Source organism: Nocardioides lacusdianchii (genome assembly GCF_020102855.1).
In the GTDB taxonomy this organism is placed as follows: domain Bacteria; phylum Actinomycetota; class Actinomycetes; order Propionibacteriales; family Nocardioidaceae; genus Nocardioides; species Nocardioides lacusdianchii.
Genome location: NZ_JADHZD010000004.1, coordinates 65104 through 82959, shown reverse-complemented (window position 1 = coordinate 82959; position 17856 = coordinate 65104). Strand labels below are relative to the sequence as shown.

The window sequence follows — 17856 nt, the reverse complement described above, 5'->3', positions numbered from 1 at the left end:
GCTCGTGCGTTGGACGGGCTAGAAGCCTCCGGGCTGGTCCGGGATCGAGCCGGCGAGGAAGATCAGCGAGCCCCCGAGCGCGAGCAGGATGAGCGCGTCGAGCACCTTGTGGCGTACGGCGAGCATGCCGGCGTTGCGCGTGGGCAGCACCAGGCGTACGGCGGCGGCGAGGAGCAGCGAGCCGCCGAACAGGCGGATGCCGTTGCGCCACTCGCCGAGGGAGACGAGCAGCAGGGCGAACCCGACCACGCCGAGCACGACCAGGTAGAACGCCCCGCCGAGCGTCGAGGGGTAGCGGCGCGGCTCCTCGGGGTCGACCGGCTCCGCCGAGACCGGATCCACGGAGTCGGGCGGCTCGATGCGGTCCGGCTCGCCCATGTCAGGCGACGGACCGCTCGGCGATCTCGACGATGTTGCTCAGCAGCATCGCGCGCGTCATCGGTCCGACGCCCTTGGGGTTGGGCGAGACCCAGCCGGCGACGTCCCACACGCCCGGGTGCACGTCACCGGTGACCTTGCCGGCGACACGGGAAACCCCGATGTCGAGCACCGCGGCACCCGGCTTGACCATGTCGGAGGTGATGATCCCCGGCACGCCGGCCGCGGCGATCACGATGTCGGCGCTCCGCACGTGCCCGGCCAGGTCGACGGTGCCCGTGTGGCAGAGCGTGACGGTGGCGTTCTCCGACCGGCGGGTGAGGAGCAGACCGAGCGGGCGCCCGACCGTGAGACCACGGCCGACCACGACCACCTCGGCGCCGGCGATGGCGACGTCGTGGCGGCGCAGCAGCTCGATCGCCCCGACCGGGGTGCAGGGCAGCGGACCGGACTCCCCCAGCACCAGCTTGCCGAGGTTCATCGGGTGCAGGCCGTCGACGTCCTTGTCGGGGTCGACCCGCGAGAGCAGCGCGAACTCGTCGAGGCCGGTCGGCTGCTGCACGAGGAAGCCGGTGCACCCGTCGTCGGCGTTGAGCTCGTCGATCACCGCCTCGACCTCGGCCTGGCTCGCCGTCGCGGGCAGGTCGCGCCGGATCGAGGTGATGCCGATCTCGGCGCAGTCCTTGTGCTTCGCGCCGACGTACCAGTGCGAGCCGGGGTCGTCGCCGACCAGCACGGTGCCGAGGCCGGGGACGACCCCCTTCTCCTTGAGCACGGCGACGCGCTGCGCCAGCTCCGCCTTGATGGTCCGCAGCGTGGCTGCGCCGTCCAGGGTCTGTGCCGTCACGGTGTCATCCTAGGGATCGTCGATGGGGCTGGGGCTCGCGGAGTCGCTTCGCCTCCGGCGGTCGGGTCTCGAGGTCGGGTCTCGATACACGCCGTCGCGACCTCGTTCCTCGGTCGCGGGCGCACTCGACCTTTTCACTCACGGGTCCGCTGGCGCGTCCCCTAGTGAAAAAAGTGCCGCGTGCCGGTGAGGTACATCGTCACGCCGGCTGCCTCGCAGGCTGCGACCACCTCGGCGTCGCGCACCGAGCCGCCGGGCTGGACGATGGCCTTCACGCCGGCGTCGATGAGGATCTGCGGACCGTCGGCGAAGGGGAAGAAGGCGTCGGAGGCAGCGACCGCCGAGGCGGCCCGCTCCCCTGCGCGCTCGACGGCGAGGCGGCACGAGTCGACGCGGTTGACCTGTCCCATCCCGACGCCGACGGACGCACCGCCGGAGGCGAGGAGGATCGCGTTGGACTTCACCGCGCGACAGGCGCGCCAGGCGAAGGCGAGGTCGGCGAGGACGTCGTCGGACGCGGCCTCGCCGGTCGCGAGCGTCCACGTCGAGGGGTCGTCGCCCTCGGCGGAGATGACGTCGCGGGCCTGCAGCAGCAGCCCACCCGAGATCGCGCGCATCTCGCCGCCACCGCGCGTGAGCGGCGGGCACTCGAGGACCCGGATGTTCTTCTTGGCCTGGAGCGCCTCGATCGCGCCGTCCTCGTAGGCCGGGGCGACGATGACCTCGGTGAAGATCTCCGCGACCTGCTGGGCCATCTCGACCGAGACCGGCACGTTGGTCGCGATCACGCCGCCGAAGGCGCTGACGGGGTCGCACTCGTGGGCCAGGCGGTGGGCCTCGGCGACGTCAGCGGCGACGGCGATGCCGCACGGGTTGGCGTGCTTGATGATCGCCACGGCCGGTTCGTCGAAGTCGTACGCCGCCCGGCGGGCAGCGTCCGCGTCGACGTAGTTGTTGTAGGACATCTCCTTGCCGTGGTGCTGCGTGGCCTGGGCGAGACCGGGCCCCTCGGGGAGGAAGCCGTTGGAGTAGAGCGCGGCGCCCTGGTGGGGGTTCTCGCCGTAGCGCAGCACCGCCTCCTTGCTCCACGTGGCACCCATCCAGGCCGGGAAGCCCGACCCCTCGCTGGTGTCGGTGAGCACGTTGCTCATCCAGGAGGCGACGTGGACGTCGTACGTCGCGGTGTGCACGAACGCCTCGGCGGCGAGGCGCTTGCGCTCGGCCAGCGTGAAGCCGCCGGCGGCCACGGCGGCGAGCACGGCGTCGTACGCCGCGGGCGAGGTGACGATGGCGACGCTGGGGTGGTTCTTCGCCGCGGCGCGCACCATCGACGGGCCGCCGATGTCGATCTGCTCCACGCACTCGTCGGGGCTCGCGCCGGAGGCCACGGTCTGGGTGAAGGGGTAGAGGTTGCTCACGACGAGGTCGAACGGCTCGACGCCGAGCTCCTCGAGCTGCGCGACGTGGGAGTCGAGGCGGCGGTCGGCGAGGATGCCGGCGTGCACGCGCGGGTGCAAGGTCTTGACCCGGCCGTCGAGGCACTCGGGGAAGCCGGTGAGGTCCTCCACCTCGGTCACCGGGAGGCCGAGCGACTCGATCAGCGCGGCCGAGCCGCCGGTCGAGACGAGCTCGACGCCGGCGTCGTGCAGGCCGCGGACGAGGTCGTCGAGGCCGGTCTTGTCGTAGACGGAGACGAGCGCTCGGCGGACGGCGATGCGCATCGGGTCGGGCTGGTCGGACACGGGACTCCTCGGATGGTGATTGAGTCGAGGCACCCAGGCGTTCGATGTCCTCGCGCGTCACTCCCTGGTGGTGACCCACCTGCGCCAGTCGTGTGGCAGCAGACTACCGAGGACCGGCGCCGATGCGAACCCGGCGGCCCTCCACCGAGAGGCCGTCGCGGGCGATGCGGCCGACCGCGTCGACGAGCATCGCGCGCTCGGCGGTCTTGATCCGCTCGTGGAGCGAGGCGACGTCGTCGTCCTCCTCGACGGTCACGGGCACCTGCGCCACGATCGGGCCGGTGTCGATCCCGGCGTCGACGACGAACAGGGTCGCGCCGGTGACCTTCACGCCGTGCTCGAGGGCGTCGCGCGGGCCGTGCATGCCCGGGAAGGCCGGGCACAGCGCAGGGTGGGTGTTGAGGGTGAGGAAGCGCTCGAGGAAGTCCGCGGACAGCAGCTTCATGAAGCCGGCCGACACCACGAGGTCGGGCTCGAAGGCCCCCACCTTGTCGCCGAGCGCCCGGTCCCAGTGCTCGCGCGAGGTGTAGTCGTCGACCTTCGCCACGAAGGTCGGCACCCCCGCACGGTCGGCCCGCGCCAGGCCCTCGATGTCGTCCCGGTCGGCCCCGACGGCGACCACGCGTGCGCCGTACGACGACTCGGCGCAGGCGTCGAGCAGGGCCTGCAGGTTGGTGCCGGCACCGGACACCAGGACGACGACGCGGGCGGGACTGTTCACGCGGAGGAGTCTAGGCGCGGTGGGAGGGACCGGCGTCCGCCGTCCGCTCCCGGACCAGCCGTCCCGCGACCAGGGCCGCGATCAAGGTGGTGACCGGCACGGCCGCGAGGATGCCGAGCCCGCCGACGAGGCCGCGCACGACCTCCTGCGCGACGATCTCCTGGCTGACCGCGATGCCGAAGGGCAGGTCGAGGGCGGAGAAGACCAGCATCAGCGGCAGGGTCGCGCCGACGTAGGCCAGCACGAGGGTGTTGACGGTGGAGGCGGCGTGGGAGCGCCCGATGCGCATGGCGCGCACGAAGAGGGTCCGCGTGCTGGCGTCGGGGTCCACGTCGGCCAGCTCCCACACCGCCCACGTCTGGGTCACGGTGACGTCGTCGAGCACGCCGAGCGCGCCGATGACGAGGCCGGCCAGCAGCAGGCCGCGGAGGTCGACCTGCGCGGCGATGCCGGAGATGTACTGGCTTCCCTCGTCGACGAGCCCGGTGAAGTGGCCGACGCCGGTGAAGACCCACCCGATCGTCCCGATCACCAGCAGCGAGATCAGCGTGCCGAGCATCGCGACGGTCGAGCGCACGTCGAAGCCGTGGGAGAGGTAGAGGGTGACGAGCATGATCGCCGCCGCGGTGACCACGGCGACGGCGAGCGGGGAGGAGCCCTCCATGATCGCCGGCAGCGTGAAGACCGCGATGAGGACCAGGGAGTAGGCCAGGCTGGCCAGCGCCCCGATGCCGCGCCAGCGCGACAGCGCGAGCACGCCGACGGCGAACAGGAGCGTCAGCACGAGCAGCGGCGGGCCGCGGTCGAAGTCCTGGAAGGCGTACTGCTCGCCCTCGGGTGCCTCGGCGGTGTAGGACACGATGATCCGGTCGCCGGGCTCCACGACGGGCGCACGCTCGCCGTAGGGCAGCAGCGCCTCCGCCTCGCCGGGCGCACCCGGTCCGCTGAGCAGCTCGACCTGGGCCAGCTGGCAGCCGACCACGTCTTGGCGACACTCGCCGATCTCCTGGACCTGCGCGGTGCCCCGCTGCACGTCGACCCCCGGTCCGCTGATCTCGAGGTCGCCGTCGGGCCAGAGCACCGCCACGCCGATGACGGTCGCGAGGACGAGCGGTCCCACGAGCAGCGCCATCAGCACCCTCAGCTGCCGCGGCGCGGGTCCCAGCCCGGGACGGTCGCCGTGGCTGTGGCCAGCCCCCACGCTCAGTCCTCGTCCACCCGGGTGCGGGCGGCGCGCCACGCCTGGAGCGACACCACGGCCGCACCGAGCAGGGCACCGACACCGCAGGCGGTGACGGCGTGCACGAGGACGTCAGGCACCAGCGGACCGACGAAGCGCATCCGGCCGGGGCCGGCGGCTCCCCCGGAGAGGGCGGCCAGCACGGCGAAGCCGACACCGGCGACGAGCCCGCCGCCGCACCCGGCGAGCGCGATGCGGTCCCAGGTGAGCGGGCGGCCGCGCAGGGTGCGCAGGGCCGCGGCGGCAGCCACCAGCGGCGGCACGACCATCATCGCACCGACCCAGGCGGGCGGCGTGCCCACAGCCGGCAGCGCGGCGAGCAGCGGCAGCGCCGGGAGCGGCCCGAGCACCACGGCGGCGGGCGAGACCAGCGTGGCGCCGCCGACGACGAAGCCGGGGCCGAGCAGGAACGAGCCGGAGAAGAGCGCGGCGTTGGGCAGCAGCGCGGCGTTGAGCAGGGAGTAGAGGCCAATCTCCGAGGGGCTCGGGTGCAGCTGGGCGGTCGTGGTGGCCGCGTCGCTGAAGGACAGGCCGAGCGCGACGAGAAACACCAGCGTCGAGACGACGAGCAAGGAGGTGAGGACGGCGCCGGCGACAGCCGCCCCGGCGCGGACCGTCGCGGGGAGGAAGGCCGCCCAGATCGAGGCACGCCCGGAGCCGACCGCGATGGCGGGCGCCGCCACGAGTGCCGTCATCGCCAGGCTCCAGGCCAGCACCCGGGGCACGGACGGGTCGACCGTGGTGCCGGCGGCGAGCGTGGCGACCACGACCGCCACCACGGCGTAGCCGGCGAAGAAGGTGGCCACCGCGGTGGGGACGGTGAAGTCGCGCTCGCCGTCGGAGATCCGGTCGGCGTCGGGGCCGTGGCCGGACACCGCGTCACCGACCCGGTGGCCCAGGCGCCACATCGACCAGGCAGCGATCGCGGTGATGCCCAGCGGCACGAGCGTCACCCGGGAACCCATGACCGTCACGCCGGACCCGTGCCCGGCCAGCCAGGCGAGGGCACCGACGCGCATCCCGTCGCGCGGGGCGCCGTGCACGCCGGCGTCGGTGATGAACCAGCCGATCACACCCACCGCGAGGAGCACGACCAGCGGCCCCAGGGCCGCCAGCACTCCCCCGAGTGTCGCGACCAGCACCAGCGGGCGCGGTCGGGCAGGGGTGACCCGCGCACTGTCGGGTCGGGTGAGGAGCGACGTCATGACCGTCCCATCATCACCCGGGCCGTGGTGCTGATCGTGCTCCCACGCCGCCCCCGGCGATCCCCCACGGGATCAGCAGGAGGATGTGCGCGCCGTGGTCGGCTCCCGTACCGTGGAAAGGTCATGAGGAGCCCCGAGACGTTCGACGCCTACTACGTCGAGACCCGCACCCGACTCCTGCACGAGGCCTATGCGCTCACCGGTGACGCGCCCGCGGCACGTGCGGCCGTCCGCGACGCCTTCGTCGTGGCCTGGCACCACTGGCGCAAGGTCGCGCTCCTCGACGACCGCGACGCCTACGTCCGCCCGATCGCCCTGCGCCGGGCACGCCGGCGCCACACCGCGCGCATCTGGCACCGGGACAAGTCGCTCGACGCCGAGGCCCGCAGCACCCTGGACGCCCTGTCGAAGCTGACCGCGCGCCAGCGCGAGCTGCTCGTGCTCAACGGCCTCTCCGCCCTCTCCCTCGCCGACCTCTCCCGCGAGGTCGGCCTGCCGCGCGGCGACGCCGAGCGCGAGCTGCAGACGGCGACCGCGCAGTTCGCGCTGCACCGTGACGTGCCGACCACGGAGGTGTCGCGCCTGCTGCACGACCTCGCCGCGCCGCTGGAGGAGATCCGCTGGCCCCGCGCGACCGCCGTACGCCGCTCGGGCTCGGCGCGACGGCGCACCCACACCGTCATCGGGGCCGGGCTGGCCACCGCCGCGCTCGTCGTGTCGGGGTCCCTCGTCGCGACCGGCTCCGGCGCCGAGCCGACCAGCCTCGACGAGGAGAAGGCCACCGCTGGCGTCACGGTCCACGCCCCCGTCGACGACTCCGCCGGCGAGGAGATCATCGGGGAGTCCGCCCTGCTGTCGGCCGCCCAGATGTCGCGCTTCGGCGCCGGCCTGGACTGGGAGGAGACCGCGACCACCGACAACCTGTCCGGCGACGGCCTCCTGGCCCCGTGCCAGCGCGAGCGCTTCTCCGACCCCGACGGGGTCACGGCAATGGCGCGCACGTGGGAGGGATCCGCGACCCGCGTGGTCCGCCGCACCGTCGGCCAGGGTGAGGATCGCCGCACGAAGAAGCGCAAGGTCAGCAACGTCGAGTCGACGGCTGTCCAGATGGTCGAGATGTCCCGCGGGCCGCGGCAGGCGGCGCGCGGCTTCGACACCGCGTCGTCGTGGTTCGCCGGGTGCGCGGACCCGCGCACGCAGCTGCTGTCGACGCGCACGGTCAAGCGGGTGGGCGACGAGGCCCGCACCTTCCGGCTCCGCTCGTGGGGCAAGCAGCCGGCCACGATCACCGTCGGCGCCGCCCGCACGGGCAGCCTCGTGCTCACCCACGTCGTCCGCAGCCAGGGCCGCGCCGCCTCGGACAAGGCCGTCCTCACCGGGCTCGCCGCCGCCGTCAACGCCGTGTGCGGGTCGGAGGGGGCCGGCACCTGCGCCGGCCGCGCCCGGGCCCGTGCCACGGGACCGCTCGACGTCGGTACGCCGCCCGGGTTGCTGTCCGCCGTCGACCTCCCGCCGGTCGCGGCCGTGCGCGGTCCCTGGGTGGGCACAGACGCGGAGAAGGCCCGCAAGAACTACGCCTCCACCCGCTGCGACCGCACCACCTTCACCGGCAAGGGGATCAGCCGTGCCCTGACCCGGACCTTCGTGTTCCCCGCGACCCCGAACGCCGCCCAGCTCGGCCTGACCCAGACGGTCGGGAAGATGGAGCAGGCGCGCGCGCGCTCCTTCGTCGAGCAGGTCCGGAGCCGGATCCGCGACTGCGGTCGCGCCAACCTGGGCACCACCGTCACCCAGCTCAAGTCCTCGTCCTCCCAGGCCGCCGACCTGAGCGTCTGGGCCCTGACGATCGAGCTCAGCGACCGCCAGTCGTTCCCGTTCCTGATGGCGATCGTGCGCGACGGCTCGGCGGTCTCCCAGCTCGGCTTCGCCCCGGACCGCAACATGACGATGTCGCGCCCCGACTTCGTCGCCCTCGCCGACCGGGTGATGGAGCGCCTCGGCCCGCTCGACGACGCCGGTTGAGGGGCTGACGCAACCTTTTCCCGCTCCCGGGTGTCTCAACATGCATGAGGCTCCGCGCACCGCTGGTCACCGGCGCCGCCGCCTGCCTCCTCGCGCTTGCCGGCTGCGGCGACCGGGGCCCGGTCGACGCCTCGATGGCCGGCGGTGCCGACAGCGCCGCCGACGTGAGCGCGGCTGACGCCTCGGTGGCGACCGGCACCGCGATCCCCGACGACTTCGCGCTGGCCGCCGGGATGGGCGGACCCTCCGACACCGTCGCGACCTCGCGCAGCGGCACCGGCCTGCGCGACCTGTCGCTGTGCGGGACCTCGCCGCTGCGGGGACTCGGCCTGCGCGACCGGATGGTCGCGGACAACAGTGGCGGCGAGTCGGCCGACACGCGTGAGCTGGTGCTCCTGGGGACCCCCGATGAGGCGCAGGAGGTGGCGCAGACCTTCACCGACCTGCCGGCGGAGTGCGACCCGGCCGACGGCGGTGACGACGACGCCATGGAGACCCTGACCGAGGTGCGGGAGTCGCCCTTCGGAGGCGCTCCTGCGACGACGCTCGTGCAGACCTACACCTTCGACGGGACTCCCGGCGACGGCGCGACCGTCCTCCACGTCGTACCGGTCGGTGCCGCGCTCCTGGTCACCTCGACCTACGGCCAGTGGCCGTCCGACGGCCTCGACGAGGGCGTCGCTTCCACCGTGGAACCGCTGCGCGCCACCGTCGACGCGCTGGCGATCTTCGAGGACGGCGCCGAGCCCTCCGCCGCACCCGAGCCCTCCGCCGCACCCGAGCCCTCCGCCGCACCCGAGCCCTCCGCCTCGGCCGAGCTTCCCGAGCCCCCTGACATCCCCGCGGACTTCCCGCTGGACGTCGGCATGCCGCCGGCCGACAGCGACACCCGGGTCTCGGCGCCGTCACCCGACGGCGACGGCCTGGGCGAGGTCGAGATGTGCGGACAGGTGGTCTGGCCGCAGCGCGAGACACCCGGAGGCATCCGCCGCCTGGTGGCCTCCGCGCTCGCTCCCGAGGACTACGAGTGGCGCGAGCTGTTCGTCCACGCCGACTCCGACCACGCCGGCTCCGCCATGGACGTGCTGCAGCAGGCCACCGAGGAGTGCCGCGGATCGGGAAACCTGGTGTGGACGGTGCTCGAGCGCGACACCGGCCACGACACCGTGACGGTGGGCCTGACCTACTCCGACGGCCTCGGGAGCTCGGTCTTCCAGGTCACCCGGGTCGGTTCGGCCCGCCTGCTCGTCGCCACGTACGGTGAGGGCTCGCTCGCATCGCTGGACGAGCAGGCCGACGGGGTCACGGGGACCACGGAAGAGATCCTTCCGGCGATGTGTGTGTTCACGAGAACGGGGTGCTAACAACCATGTCCATTCCCTCCACGCTGGCCAGCTCGGCCTGCCCGACGCTGCCCTCCTCGCCCCGCCGTGCCGTGGCGCCCGTACGCCTGCTCGGCGCCCACGTCGTGTGGCGCGTGCTCTGGGAGGCGCGGCGACCGGCCCGCCACGAAAGCCAGACGGCCCCGCAGGTGGACCTGCGGAGCCGTCTGGAGGGATCTGGCGCGAGCCTCGATCAGAGGTTCTGAAGGATCTCGCGCATCAGCGCGGCAGTCTCGGACGGCGTCTTGCCGACCTTGACCCCGGCGGCCTCGAGGGCCTCCTTCTTGGCCTGCGCGGTGCCCGAGGAGCCGGACACGATGGCGCCGGCGTGGCCCATGGTCTTGCCCTCCGGAGCGGTGAAGCCGGCGACGTAGCCGACGACCGGCTTGGTGACGTGGTCCTTGATGTAGGCCGCGGCACGCTCCTCGGCGTCTCCACCGATCTCGCCGATCATCACGATCGCCTTGGTGTCGGGGTCGTTCTCGAAGGCCTCGAGCGCGTCGATGTGGGTGGTGCCCACGATCGGGTCACCGCCGATGCCGATGGCGGTCGTGAAGCCGAAGTCCTTCAGCTCGAACATCATCTGGTAGGTCAGCGTGCCCGACTTCGAGACCAGGCCGACCGGGCCCTTGCCCGCGATCGTGTGGGGCGTGATGCCGGCGAGCGACTCCTCCGGCGTGATGATGCCGGGGCAGTTCGGGCCGATCATCCGGGTGGACTTGCCCTCGAGGTACTGCACGACCTCGGCGGTGTCGAGGACGGGGACGCCCTCGGTGATGACCACGAGGAGCGGGATCTCGGCGTCGATGGCCTCGATGCAGGCGTCCTTGGTGAAGGCGGGCGGCACGAAGGCGACGGACACGTCGGCGCCGGTCTCCTTCATGGCCTCCTCGACGGTGCCGAAGACCGGCAGCTCCTTGCCGCCGAGCTCGACGGTCGTGCCGGCCTTGCGGGCGTTGACGCCGCCGACGATGTTCGCGCCCGACTCGACCATGAGGGTGGTGTGCTTGGCCCCCATGCCGCCCGTCATGCCCTGGACGATGATCTTGGAGTCCTTGTTGAGGTAGATGCTCATGTGATTGTGTCCAGTTCTCTCTCAGGCCTGGTGGGCGAGCTCGGCGGCCTTGTCGGCCGCGCCGTCCATCGTGTCGACCTGGGTGACCAGCGGGTGGTTGAGCTCGTCGAGGATGCGGCGACCCTCCTCGACGTTGTTGCCGTCGAGGCGTACGACGAGGGGCTTGGACGCCTCGTCACCGAGGATCTCCAGCGCGCCCTTGATGCCGTTGGCGACCTCGTCGCAGGCGGTGATGCCACCGAAGACGTTGACGAAGACGCTCCTGACCTGCTCGTCGTTGAGGATCACGTCGAGGCCGTCGGCCATCACCTGGGCGTTGGCGCCGCCGCCGATGTCGAGGAAGTTGGCGGGCTTCACGCCGCCGTGCGCCTCACCGGCGTAGGCGACGACGTCGAGGGTGCTCATCACGAGGCCCGCGCCGTTGCCGATGATGCCGACCTGGCCGTCGAGCTTGACGTAGTTGAGGCCCTTGTCCTTGGCCTTCGACTCGAGCGCGTCGGCCTCCTCGCGGATCTCGAACTGCGCGTGGTCGGGGTGGCGGACCTCGGAGGCGTTGTCGTCCAGCGACACCTTGCCGTCGAGGGCCTCGAGCTTGTCGCCCTCGAGGCGGGCCAGCGGGTTGACCTCGACGAGGGTGGCGTCCTCCTCGACGTAGACCTTCCACAGCGCCTGGACCATCTCGATGGCCTGGTCACGCAGCTCGGCGGGGAACTTGGCCTCGTCGACGATCGCGGCGGCCTTCTCGGGGGTCACGCCCTCGAGCGCGTCCACGCGGATCTTCTTGACGGCGTCGGGGTTGGTCTTGGCGACCTCCTCGATCTCCACGCCACCCTCGACCGAGGCGATGCACAGGTGCGAGCGGTTGGAGCGGTCGAGCAGGAAGGAGAAGTAGTACTCCTCCACCGGGGGCGTCGCCGGGGTCACCAGGACCCGGTTGACGGTGAGGCCCTTGATCTCCATGCCCAGGATGTCGCGGGCGTAGGACTCGGCCTCGTCGGCGGTCTTGGCGAGCTTCACGCCACCCGCCTTGCCGCGGCCGCCGGCCTTGACCTGCGCCTTGACGACGGTGACTCCGCCCATCTCCTCCGCGGCCGCGCGAGCAGCCTCGGGGGTCTCGGCGACCACACCCAGCGTGGTTGCGACTCCGTGCTTGGCGAAGAGCTCCTTCGCCTGAAATTCCATCAGGTCCACGAGGTGACCAGTCCTTTTCGTCTGCGAACAGTGGCGGGGTTTCCCTCTCGGCACCCTAGACCTCCTCGCGGGGGTCGCACGAGGTCGGGTGAGCGTGGTGGTGGTCACCCCCCGGCTACGTTGAGGCCATGTCCTCGGAGAAGTCGTCGGTGATGTGGTTCAGGCGCGACCTCAGGATCCGGGACAACCCGGCCCTGCTCGCCGCCCTCGAGGAGGGCACGGTCACGGCGCTGTTCGTGCTCGACCCCGCGCTGTGGAAGGGCGCCGGAGCCGCCCGCCGGGCCTGGCTGTCGGCCAACGTCCTCGCCCTCGCCGAGCGCATCCCGCTGACGGTCCACCACGGCGATCCGCGCGATGTGGTGCCGCGGGTGGCCGACGGGCGCCGGGTGCACGTCTCCGCCGAGACCACGCCCTACGGACGCCGCCGCGACGACGCGATCGGCTCGCAGGTCGACCTGGTCCCCACCGGCTCGCCGTACGCCGTGGGGCCGGGGCTGGTCCGCAACGGCAGCGGCGGCGCCTACCAGGTGTTCTCCGCCTTCGCGCGGGCCTGGCGCGAGCACGGGTGGCCGGAGCCGGCGCACACGCCCCGCTCCCCCGACCTCGCACCCGCCGACTCCCACCAGCGCGCGCTCGACATGATGGAGAAGGCGGTCGCCGACGCGCCGTTCGACCTGCCAGGGGCCGGCGAGGACGCAGCGTGGCGCCGCTGGCGGGAGTTCCGCGACAGCGGGCTGGACGACTACCCCACCGAGCGCGACCGCCCCGACCACGACGGCACCTCGCGGCTCTCGGCGTACCTCCACCTCGGCGTGCTCCACCCGCGCTCGCTCCTCGCCGACATCGACACCGGCTCCACCTGGGCCACCGAGATCGCCTGGCGAGAGTTCTACGCCGACGTCCTGTGGCACGAGCCCGCCTCGGCGTGGCACGACCTCAAGCCGGCGCTGGAGGGGATGCGCTACGACGACCCCGAGGACGCGATCGAGGCCTGGCGCACCGGCACGACCGGCTACCCCATCGTCGACGCCGGGATGCGCCAGCTGCTCCACTCGGGATGGATGCACAACCGCGTGCGGATGATCACCGCGTCCTTCCTCACCAAGGACCTGCACGTGTGGTGGCCGGTCGGGGCGCGGCACTTCCTCGACCTGCTCATCGACGGCGACGTCGCGTCCAACAACCACGGCTGGCAGTGGGTGGCCGGCACCGGGACCGACGCCTCCCCCTACTTCCGGGTCTTCAACCCGATCACGCAGGGCCTCAAGTTCGACCCGCAGGGCGACTACGTGCGCCGCTGGGTGCCCGAGCTGGCCCACCTGCCCGGCAAGGCCGCCCACGAACCCTGGAAGTCCGACGTCGGCTACGAGCACGACTACCCCCGGCGCATCGTCGACCACGCCGACGAGCGCAAGGAGGCGCTCGAGCGCTACCAGGCCGCACGGGGCTGAATGAGCGTGAAAGTGTCCGCATAGCGACCGTATGCGCGATTCGTCCACCTTTTTCCCGGGCATTGCCCGATCCCGTGATCTATCCGTTACAGTCGTGCGCGGTCTTGCCGACCCGACCCCCCTGACCCGGCAGATTGGTAAATACCCCTATGGGCAACCACCGAGCGGAGCGCGCTCCCCAGCGACGCACCTCGGCACCAGCCGCACCTGTGCACGGCAAGCGCCGTGCCGCAACGCCGCCGCGGCGGTCCCCCCTCCGGCTCCCGTCCCTGCCCCTCGTGGCCGGAGTCGCGGTGCTCGCGATCTCCGCAGGCGGCGCTGTCACCGCGTCCACCGCGGGGACGTCGGCCCTCGCCAGCACTGGTTCCCAGCTCGACGCGAGCGGCTCCATCGGCTCCGTCGCCGGCCAGTCGATGTCGCGCCGCGGCGTGGTCGTCAGCCGTGACGGCACCCGCCAAGCGAGCGAGGAGAGCGATCCCGAGCTGATCGCCCTCGCCGAGAAGCAGATGGTTGAGCGCGCCGCCAAGCTCGACGAGATGCGCAAGGCGGCCGAGGCGCAGGCGGCGAAGATCGAGGAGAACAAGTGGGTTCTTCCGTTGGCCACATACCAGCTCACCGCCACCTACGGCGAGTACGGCCTCTGGGCGAGCTATCACACCGGTCTCGACTTCAATGGGAACAGCGGGGACCCGATCCTGTCGGTGGCCAACGGCACCGTCACCCAGACCGGCTACGACGGCGCCTACGGCAACAAGACCGTCGTCACCCTCGATGACGGCACCGAGATCTGGTACTGCCACCAGACCTCGATCTACGTCTCGGTCGGCGACCGCGTGAACGGCGGCGAGACCATCGGCACCGTCGGCGCGACCGGCAACGTCACCGGCTCCCACCTCCACCTCGAGGTGCGTCCCGGCGGCGGCGGTCCGGTCGACCCGTTCCAGGCGTTCGTCGAGCACGGGATTGTTCCGTGACCGACGCGGCGGAGCCGCGTCGTCGTCACGGAAGATCGAGTAGCGCCAGCGCCTGAGCTCGCGAAGGCGCTACGGCGCGTATCGAGATCTCTCGACCCACGTGACCGCCCACCTGAGCCACGCGACCCGCGGCTGAGGGACGAAGCCGCAGAGAGCGTGGCGACCACGCAGCTGGGTCTCGATACGCCCACTCGTCCCTCGCGGCCTACTCGACCACCGAGGAGTGGCCGGGTCTCGATACGCCCACTCGTCCCTCGCGGCCTACTCGACCACCGAGGGGTGGCCGGGTCTCGATACGCCCACTCGTCCCTCGCGGGCTACTCGACCACCGAGGGCCGGGCTGTGGCCTGCTCGACCACCGACAGGTGGGCGCTACAGCTTCTCGACCGGCGCGTAGCGCAGCAGCAGGCGCTTGACGCCGTCGGAGCCGAAGTCGATCGAGGCGACCGACTTCTCCGCCACCCCGTCGACGGCGACGACGGTGCCCATGCCGAACGAGTCGTGCAGGACGCGGTCCCCCGGCGACAGGCTGGGGATCTCGCGTGCCGGCTTGGCCTTGGCGGCAGCGTCGGCCCGCAGCGCGGCGGAGGAGAAGTTGCGGCGTCCGGCCTCGGTGGGTGCACCGAGGCGGGCGGAGCCGCCGGCGTGGTCGGCACGGCCCCAGCGGGTCTGCTCGGCAGCCGTACGCCGCCAGTCGACGAGGTCGACGGGCAGCTCGTCGAGGAACCGGCTGGCCGGGTTGTGGCTGGGCGCGCCCCACGCGGAGCGCACGAGCGCCCGGGAGACGTAGAGGCGCTGCTGGGCGCGGGTGAGCCCGACGTAGGCCAGGCGGCGCTCCTCCTCCAGCTCGGGCTGGTCGCCCAGGGAGCGCTGGTGGGGGAAGACGCCGTCCTCCAGCCCGGTGAGGAACACGACCGGGAACTCCAGGCCCTTGGCGGTGTGGAGCGTCATCAGCGTGACGACACCCGAGTCGTCACCGTCGGGTGAGTCGGGGATCTGGTCGGCGTCGGCGACCAGCGCCACGCGCTCGAGGAAGTCGCCGAGCCCCACCGCGACCGTGCCGGCCTCGACCTCGGCGGGGTCCGCGCTGGGACCGGGCTGGGGGTCCTCGGCGAACTCGCGGGCGACGGCGACCAGCTCGGCGAGGTTCTCCACACGGGTGTCGTCCTGCGGGTCGTCGCTGGCCTCGAGCTCGGCGAGGTAGCCCGAGCGCTCGAGCACCGACTCCAGGATCACGTCGGGGCGCTCGTCGGCCTCGACCATCGACTGGAGCTCCTGGATGATCGCGACGAAGGCCTCGATGTTCTTGAGGCTGCGGGTGGCCAGGCCCGGCGCCTCGGCGGCGCGGGTCAGCGCCTCCCAGAAGGTCGTGCGGTCGCGCTCGGCGAGCGCGGCGATGCAGGCCTCCGCCCGGTCGCCGATGCCGCGCTTGGGGGTGTTGAGCACCCGCCGCAGGGAGATCTCGTCGGCGGTGTTGACCAGCAACCGGAGGTAGGCCAGCGCGTCGCGGACCTCCTTGCGCTCGTAGAAGCGGACCCCGCCGACGACCTTGTAGGGCTGGCCGGTGCGGATGAACACCTCCTCGAAGACGCGGGACTGGGCGTTGGTGCGGTAGAAGACGGCCACGTCGGCGGGGCGGACCCCGGCGTCGTCGACGAGGGTGTCGATCTCCTGGCTGACGAAGCGCGCCTCGTCGTGCTCGTCGTCGGAGACGTAGCCGACGATGCGGGCGCCCTCCCCGGCGTCGGTCCACAGCCGCTTGGGCTTGCGGCTGCGGTTGTTGCCGATCACCGCGTTGGCCGCGGACAGGATCGTCTGGGTGGAGCGGTAGTTCTGCTCCAGCAGGATGGTCGTGGCGTTGGGGAAGTCCTGCTCGAAGTCGAGGATGTTGCGGATGTCGGCGCCGCGGAAGGCGTAGATGGACTGGTCGGCGTCACCCACGACCATGAGCTCGCTCGGCTCGACCCGCTCCCCTGCGGCGTCCGCCTCCTCGAAGGACTGCCCGCACAGCTGCTGGATGAGGCTGTACTGGGCGTGGTTGGTGTCCTGGTACTCGTCGACCAGCACGTGGCGGAAGCGGCGGCGGTAGTTCTCGCGCACGTCGGGGAACGCCTGCAGCAGGTGGACCGTGGTCATGATCAGGTCGTCGAAGTCGAGGGCGTTGGCGTCGCGCAGGCGGCGCTGGTAGTGGGTGTAGGCCTTGGCGTAGGCCTCCTCGAAGCTGTTGCGCGCCTCCTTGGTGACGTCCTCGGGGTCGCGCAGCTCGTTCTTCTGGTCCGAGACCCAGTTGAGCACCGCATTCGGCTGGTAGCGCTTGGGGTCGAGCTCGAGGTCGCGCAGCACCAGGGTCATCAGGCGCTTGGAGTCGGCGGCGTCGTAGATGGAGAAGCTCGACTTGAAGCCGACGCGGTCGATCTCCTTGCGCAGGATCCGCACGCACGAGGAGTGGAAGGTCGAGACCCACATGATGCGGGCGCGGTTGCCGACCAGCTCCTGCACGCGCTCCTTCATCTCGGCCGCCGCCTTGTTGGTGAAGGTGATGGCCAGGATCGAGCCCGGGTGGGCCTTGCGCTCGTTGATCAGCCAGGCGATGCGGCGGGTCAGCACGCGGGTCTTCCCCGAGCCCGCACCGGCGACCACGAGCAGCGGCGCGCCCGCGTGGGTCACCGCCGCGCGCTGAGGGTCGTTGAGGCCCTCGAGGAGGGGGTGGTCGACGAGGGCGGCATCGGTAGGACTCATGACCGGCCAAGCCTATGCGGGAGGTGGGACAGGAGGCGGCCCCGCCCGCTCCTGTGGATCAGGCGTGGGTGGGCGACCAGAACACCGCGACCGCGATGTTGGCGATCGTGAGCGCGAGGAGCCCGAAGTAGAGGCCCTGCGGGATGCTCGGCTTGCGCATGTTGACCATCACCAGGACCAGGATCACCAGCCCGACGGCGAACTTCACGCCGATCTTGGCGTGGTCGGGCGAGCCGAGGCTCTCCAGGACGCCGACCAGCAGCAGCCCGGCGAGGAACGCGGTCCCGATGCCGTCGCGCATGAGGGAGTTGACGGCCTTCGGCTCCGAGCGCAGCTGCACCAGCAGGCCGCCGAGCAGCGCGGCGAAGCCGAGGATGTGGACGAAGAGCAGCACCAGCCGCAGGGTCTCCATGGCGGGGATCCTACGGCTGGTGGTGGCTACTTCTTCTTCCGGGGCGCGGGGCGTACGACGAGCACCGGGCAGGGCGCGTAGTGCTGCACCCGCTGCGCGGTGCTGCCGACGAGGACGGCGTCGCTCAGGCCGCGACCGCCGGCAGCGACGACGACCAGCCCGGCGTCGTACTGCTTGGCCGCCTTGATGATCTCGTTGGCCGCCGAGCCGCTGCGGATCCGCTTGTGGACCTTGGGGCCCCAGCCGTCGTAGACCGCGGCGATCGTGTCGACCGCGCTCTGGGCGGCGTCGCGGAACGACCCGTCCGAGGGCCACTTGCCCTCGGAGGTGTCGTCGGCGAAGGCGACCGAGGCGAGCGGTCGGATGACCGCGACGACCGAGATGTCCGTGACCTTGGTCGGGTCGGCGAACGACTTCAGGTGCTTGGCGGCTGCCAGGGACTGCCTGGAGCCGTCCGTGGCGACGATGACATGCATG

Annotated in this window: 16 protein-coding genes and 1 riboswitch; of the genes, 5 read left to right on the top strand and 11 right to left on the bottom strand. The window is 72.0% G+C overall.

Features of this window, described 5'->3' with window-relative positions; genetic code table 11:
• Nucleotides 1–18 precede the first annotated feature (18 nt).
• The 6 genes from IRX98_RS06880 to IRX98_RS06855 all read right to left on the bottom strand — a co-directional run bounded on the left by IRX98_RS06880 (nucleotide 19) and on the right by IRX98_RS06855 (nucleotide 6133).
• Nucleotides 19–378 carry a DUF3017 domain-containing protein gene (locus IRX98_RS06880; RefSeq protein WP_224275083.1) on the bottom strand — a complete coding sequence of 120 codons (360 nt, stop codon included), beginning with the start codon at nucleotides 376–378 and terminating at the stop codon, nucleotides 19–21.
• 1 nt (nucleotide 379) lies between these two features.
• Nucleotides 380–1225 carry a bifunctional methylenetetrahydrofolate dehydrogenase/methenyltetrahydrofolate cyclohydrolase gene (locus IRX98_RS06875; RefSeq protein WP_224275081.1) on the bottom strand — a complete coding sequence of 282 codons (846 nt, stop codon included), beginning with the start codon at nucleotides 1223–1225 and terminating at the stop codon, nucleotides 380–382.
• A gap of 161 nt (nucleotides 1226–1386) precedes the next feature.
• The gene (gene purH / locus IRX98_RS06870) at nucleotides 1387–2946 is read right to left on the bottom strand and encodes a bifunctional phosphoribosylaminoimidazolecarboxamide formyltransferase/IMP cyclohydrolase (RefSeq protein ID WP_224275745.1); all 1560 of its coding nucleotides are present in this window, start codon (nucleotides 2944–2946) and stop codon (nucleotides 1387–1389) included.
• A 45-nt stretch (nucleotides 2947–2991) separates the two neighbouring features.
• A riboswitch (ZMP/ZTP riboswitch) is annotated at nucleotides 2992–3069 on the bottom strand.
• Nucleotide 3070: 1 nt separating this feature from the next.
• Complete coding sequence (gene purN / locus IRX98_RS06865) at nucleotides 3071–3688, bottom strand: phosphoribosylglycinamide formyltransferase (protein ID WP_224275078.1); 618 nt, start codon at nucleotides 3686–3688, stop codon at nucleotides 3071–3073.
• Nucleotides 3689–3698: 10 nt separating this feature from the next.
• Nucleotides 3699–4889, bottom strand: coding sequence for a YibE/F family protein (locus IRX98_RS06860; RefSeq protein WP_224275076.1), 1191 nt, complete (start codon nucleotides 4887–4889; stop codon nucleotides 3699–3701).
• Between the two features lie 2 nt (nucleotides 4890–4891).
• Nucleotides 4892–6133, bottom strand: coding sequence for a cell division protein PerM (locus IRX98_RS06855; protein ID WP_224275074.1), 1242 nt, complete (start codon nucleotides 6131–6133; stop codon nucleotides 4892–4894).
• 123 nt (nucleotides 6134–6256) lie between these two features.
• On the opposite strand from IRX98_RS06855, the gene IRX98_RS06850 reads away from it, so the two are divergent.
• Genes IRX98_RS06850 through IRX98_RS06840 form a run of 3 tightly spaced genes read left to right on the top strand, consistent with a single transcriptional unit; the run spans nucleotide 6257 to nucleotide 9743 of the window.
• Nucleotides 6257–8155 carry a SigE family RNA polymerase sigma factor gene (locus IRX98_RS06850; protein ID WP_224275072.1) on the top strand — a complete coding sequence of 633 codons (1899 nt, stop codon included), beginning with the start codon at nucleotides 6257–6259 and terminating at the stop codon, nucleotides 8153–8155.
• A 44-nt stretch (nucleotides 8156–8199) separates the two neighbouring features.
• Nucleotides 8200–9519 carry a hypothetical protein gene (locus IRX98_RS06845; protein ID WP_224275070.1) on the top strand — a complete coding sequence of 440 codons (1320 nt, stop codon included), beginning with the start codon at nucleotides 8200–8202 and terminating at the stop codon, nucleotides 9517–9519.
• Between the two features lie 5 nt (nucleotides 9520–9524).
• Nucleotides 9525–9743 (top strand): hypothetical protein, encoded by a 219-nt coding sequence (locus IRX98_RS06840; protein WP_224275069.1) that lies wholly within the window; start codon nucleotides 9525–9527, stop codon nucleotides 9741–9743.
• Here the strand turns inward: IRX98_RS06840 and sucD are convergent.
• Nucleotides 9731–10612, bottom strand: coding sequence for a succinate--CoA ligase subunit alpha (sucD, locus tag IRX98_RS06835; RefSeq protein WP_224275068.1), 882 nt, complete (start codon nucleotides 10610–10612; stop codon nucleotides 9731–9733). The genes IRX98_RS06840 and sucD overlap by 13 nt on opposite strands.
• 21 nt (nucleotides 10613–10633) lie before the next feature.
• Nucleotides 10634–11803, bottom strand: coding sequence for an ADP-forming succinate--CoA ligase subunit beta (sucC, locus tag IRX98_RS06830; protein ID WP_224275067.1), 1170 nt, complete (start codon nucleotides 11801–11803; stop codon nucleotides 10634–10636).
• 128 nt (nucleotides 11804–11931) lie between these two features.
• On the opposite strand from sucC, the gene IRX98_RS06825 reads away from it, so the two are divergent.
• Together IRX98_RS06825 and IRX98_RS23375 are read left to right on the top strand one after the other, a co-directional pair.
• Nucleotides 11932–13254 carry a cryptochrome/photolyase family protein gene (locus tag IRX98_RS06825; RefSeq protein ID WP_224275066.1) on the top strand — a complete coding sequence of 441 codons (1323 nt, stop codon included), beginning with the start codon at nucleotides 11932–11934 and terminating at the stop codon, nucleotides 13252–13254.
• A 278-nt stretch (nucleotides 13255–13532) separates the two neighbouring features.
• On the top strand, nucleotides 13533–14228 hold the full coding sequence (locus IRX98_RS23375) for a M23 family metallopeptidase (RefSeq protein WP_224275065.1): 696 nt from the start codon (nucleotides 13533–13535) through the stop codon (nucleotides 14226–14228).
• Between the two features lie 372 nt (nucleotides 14229–14600).
• Here the strand turns inward: IRX98_RS23375 and pcrA are convergent, their stop codons facing one another.
• The 3 genes from pcrA to IRX98_RS06805 are packed head-to-tail and all read right to left on the bottom strand — an operon-like array spanning nucleotide 14601 to nucleotide 17855.
• A complete protein-coding gene (gene pcrA / locus IRX98_RS06815; RefSeq protein ID WP_224275063.1) occupies nucleotides 14601–16967 on the bottom strand; it encodes a DNA helicase PcrA in 2367 nt (788 codons plus the stop codon).
• 58 nt (nucleotides 16968–17025) lie between these two features.
• The gene (locus IRX98_RS06810; protein ID WP_224275061.1) at nucleotides 17026–17379 is read right to left on the bottom strand and encodes a hypothetical protein; all 354 of its coding nucleotides are present in this window, start codon (nucleotides 17377–17379) and stop codon (nucleotides 17026–17028) included.
• Between the two features lie 26 nt (nucleotides 17380–17405).
• Nucleotides 17406–17855, bottom strand: a complete 450-nt coding sequence (locus IRX98_RS06805) for a universal stress protein (protein WP_224275058.1) — start codon at nucleotides 17853–17855, stop codon at nucleotides 17406–17408.
• Nucleotide 17856: the final 1 nt, after the last annotated feature.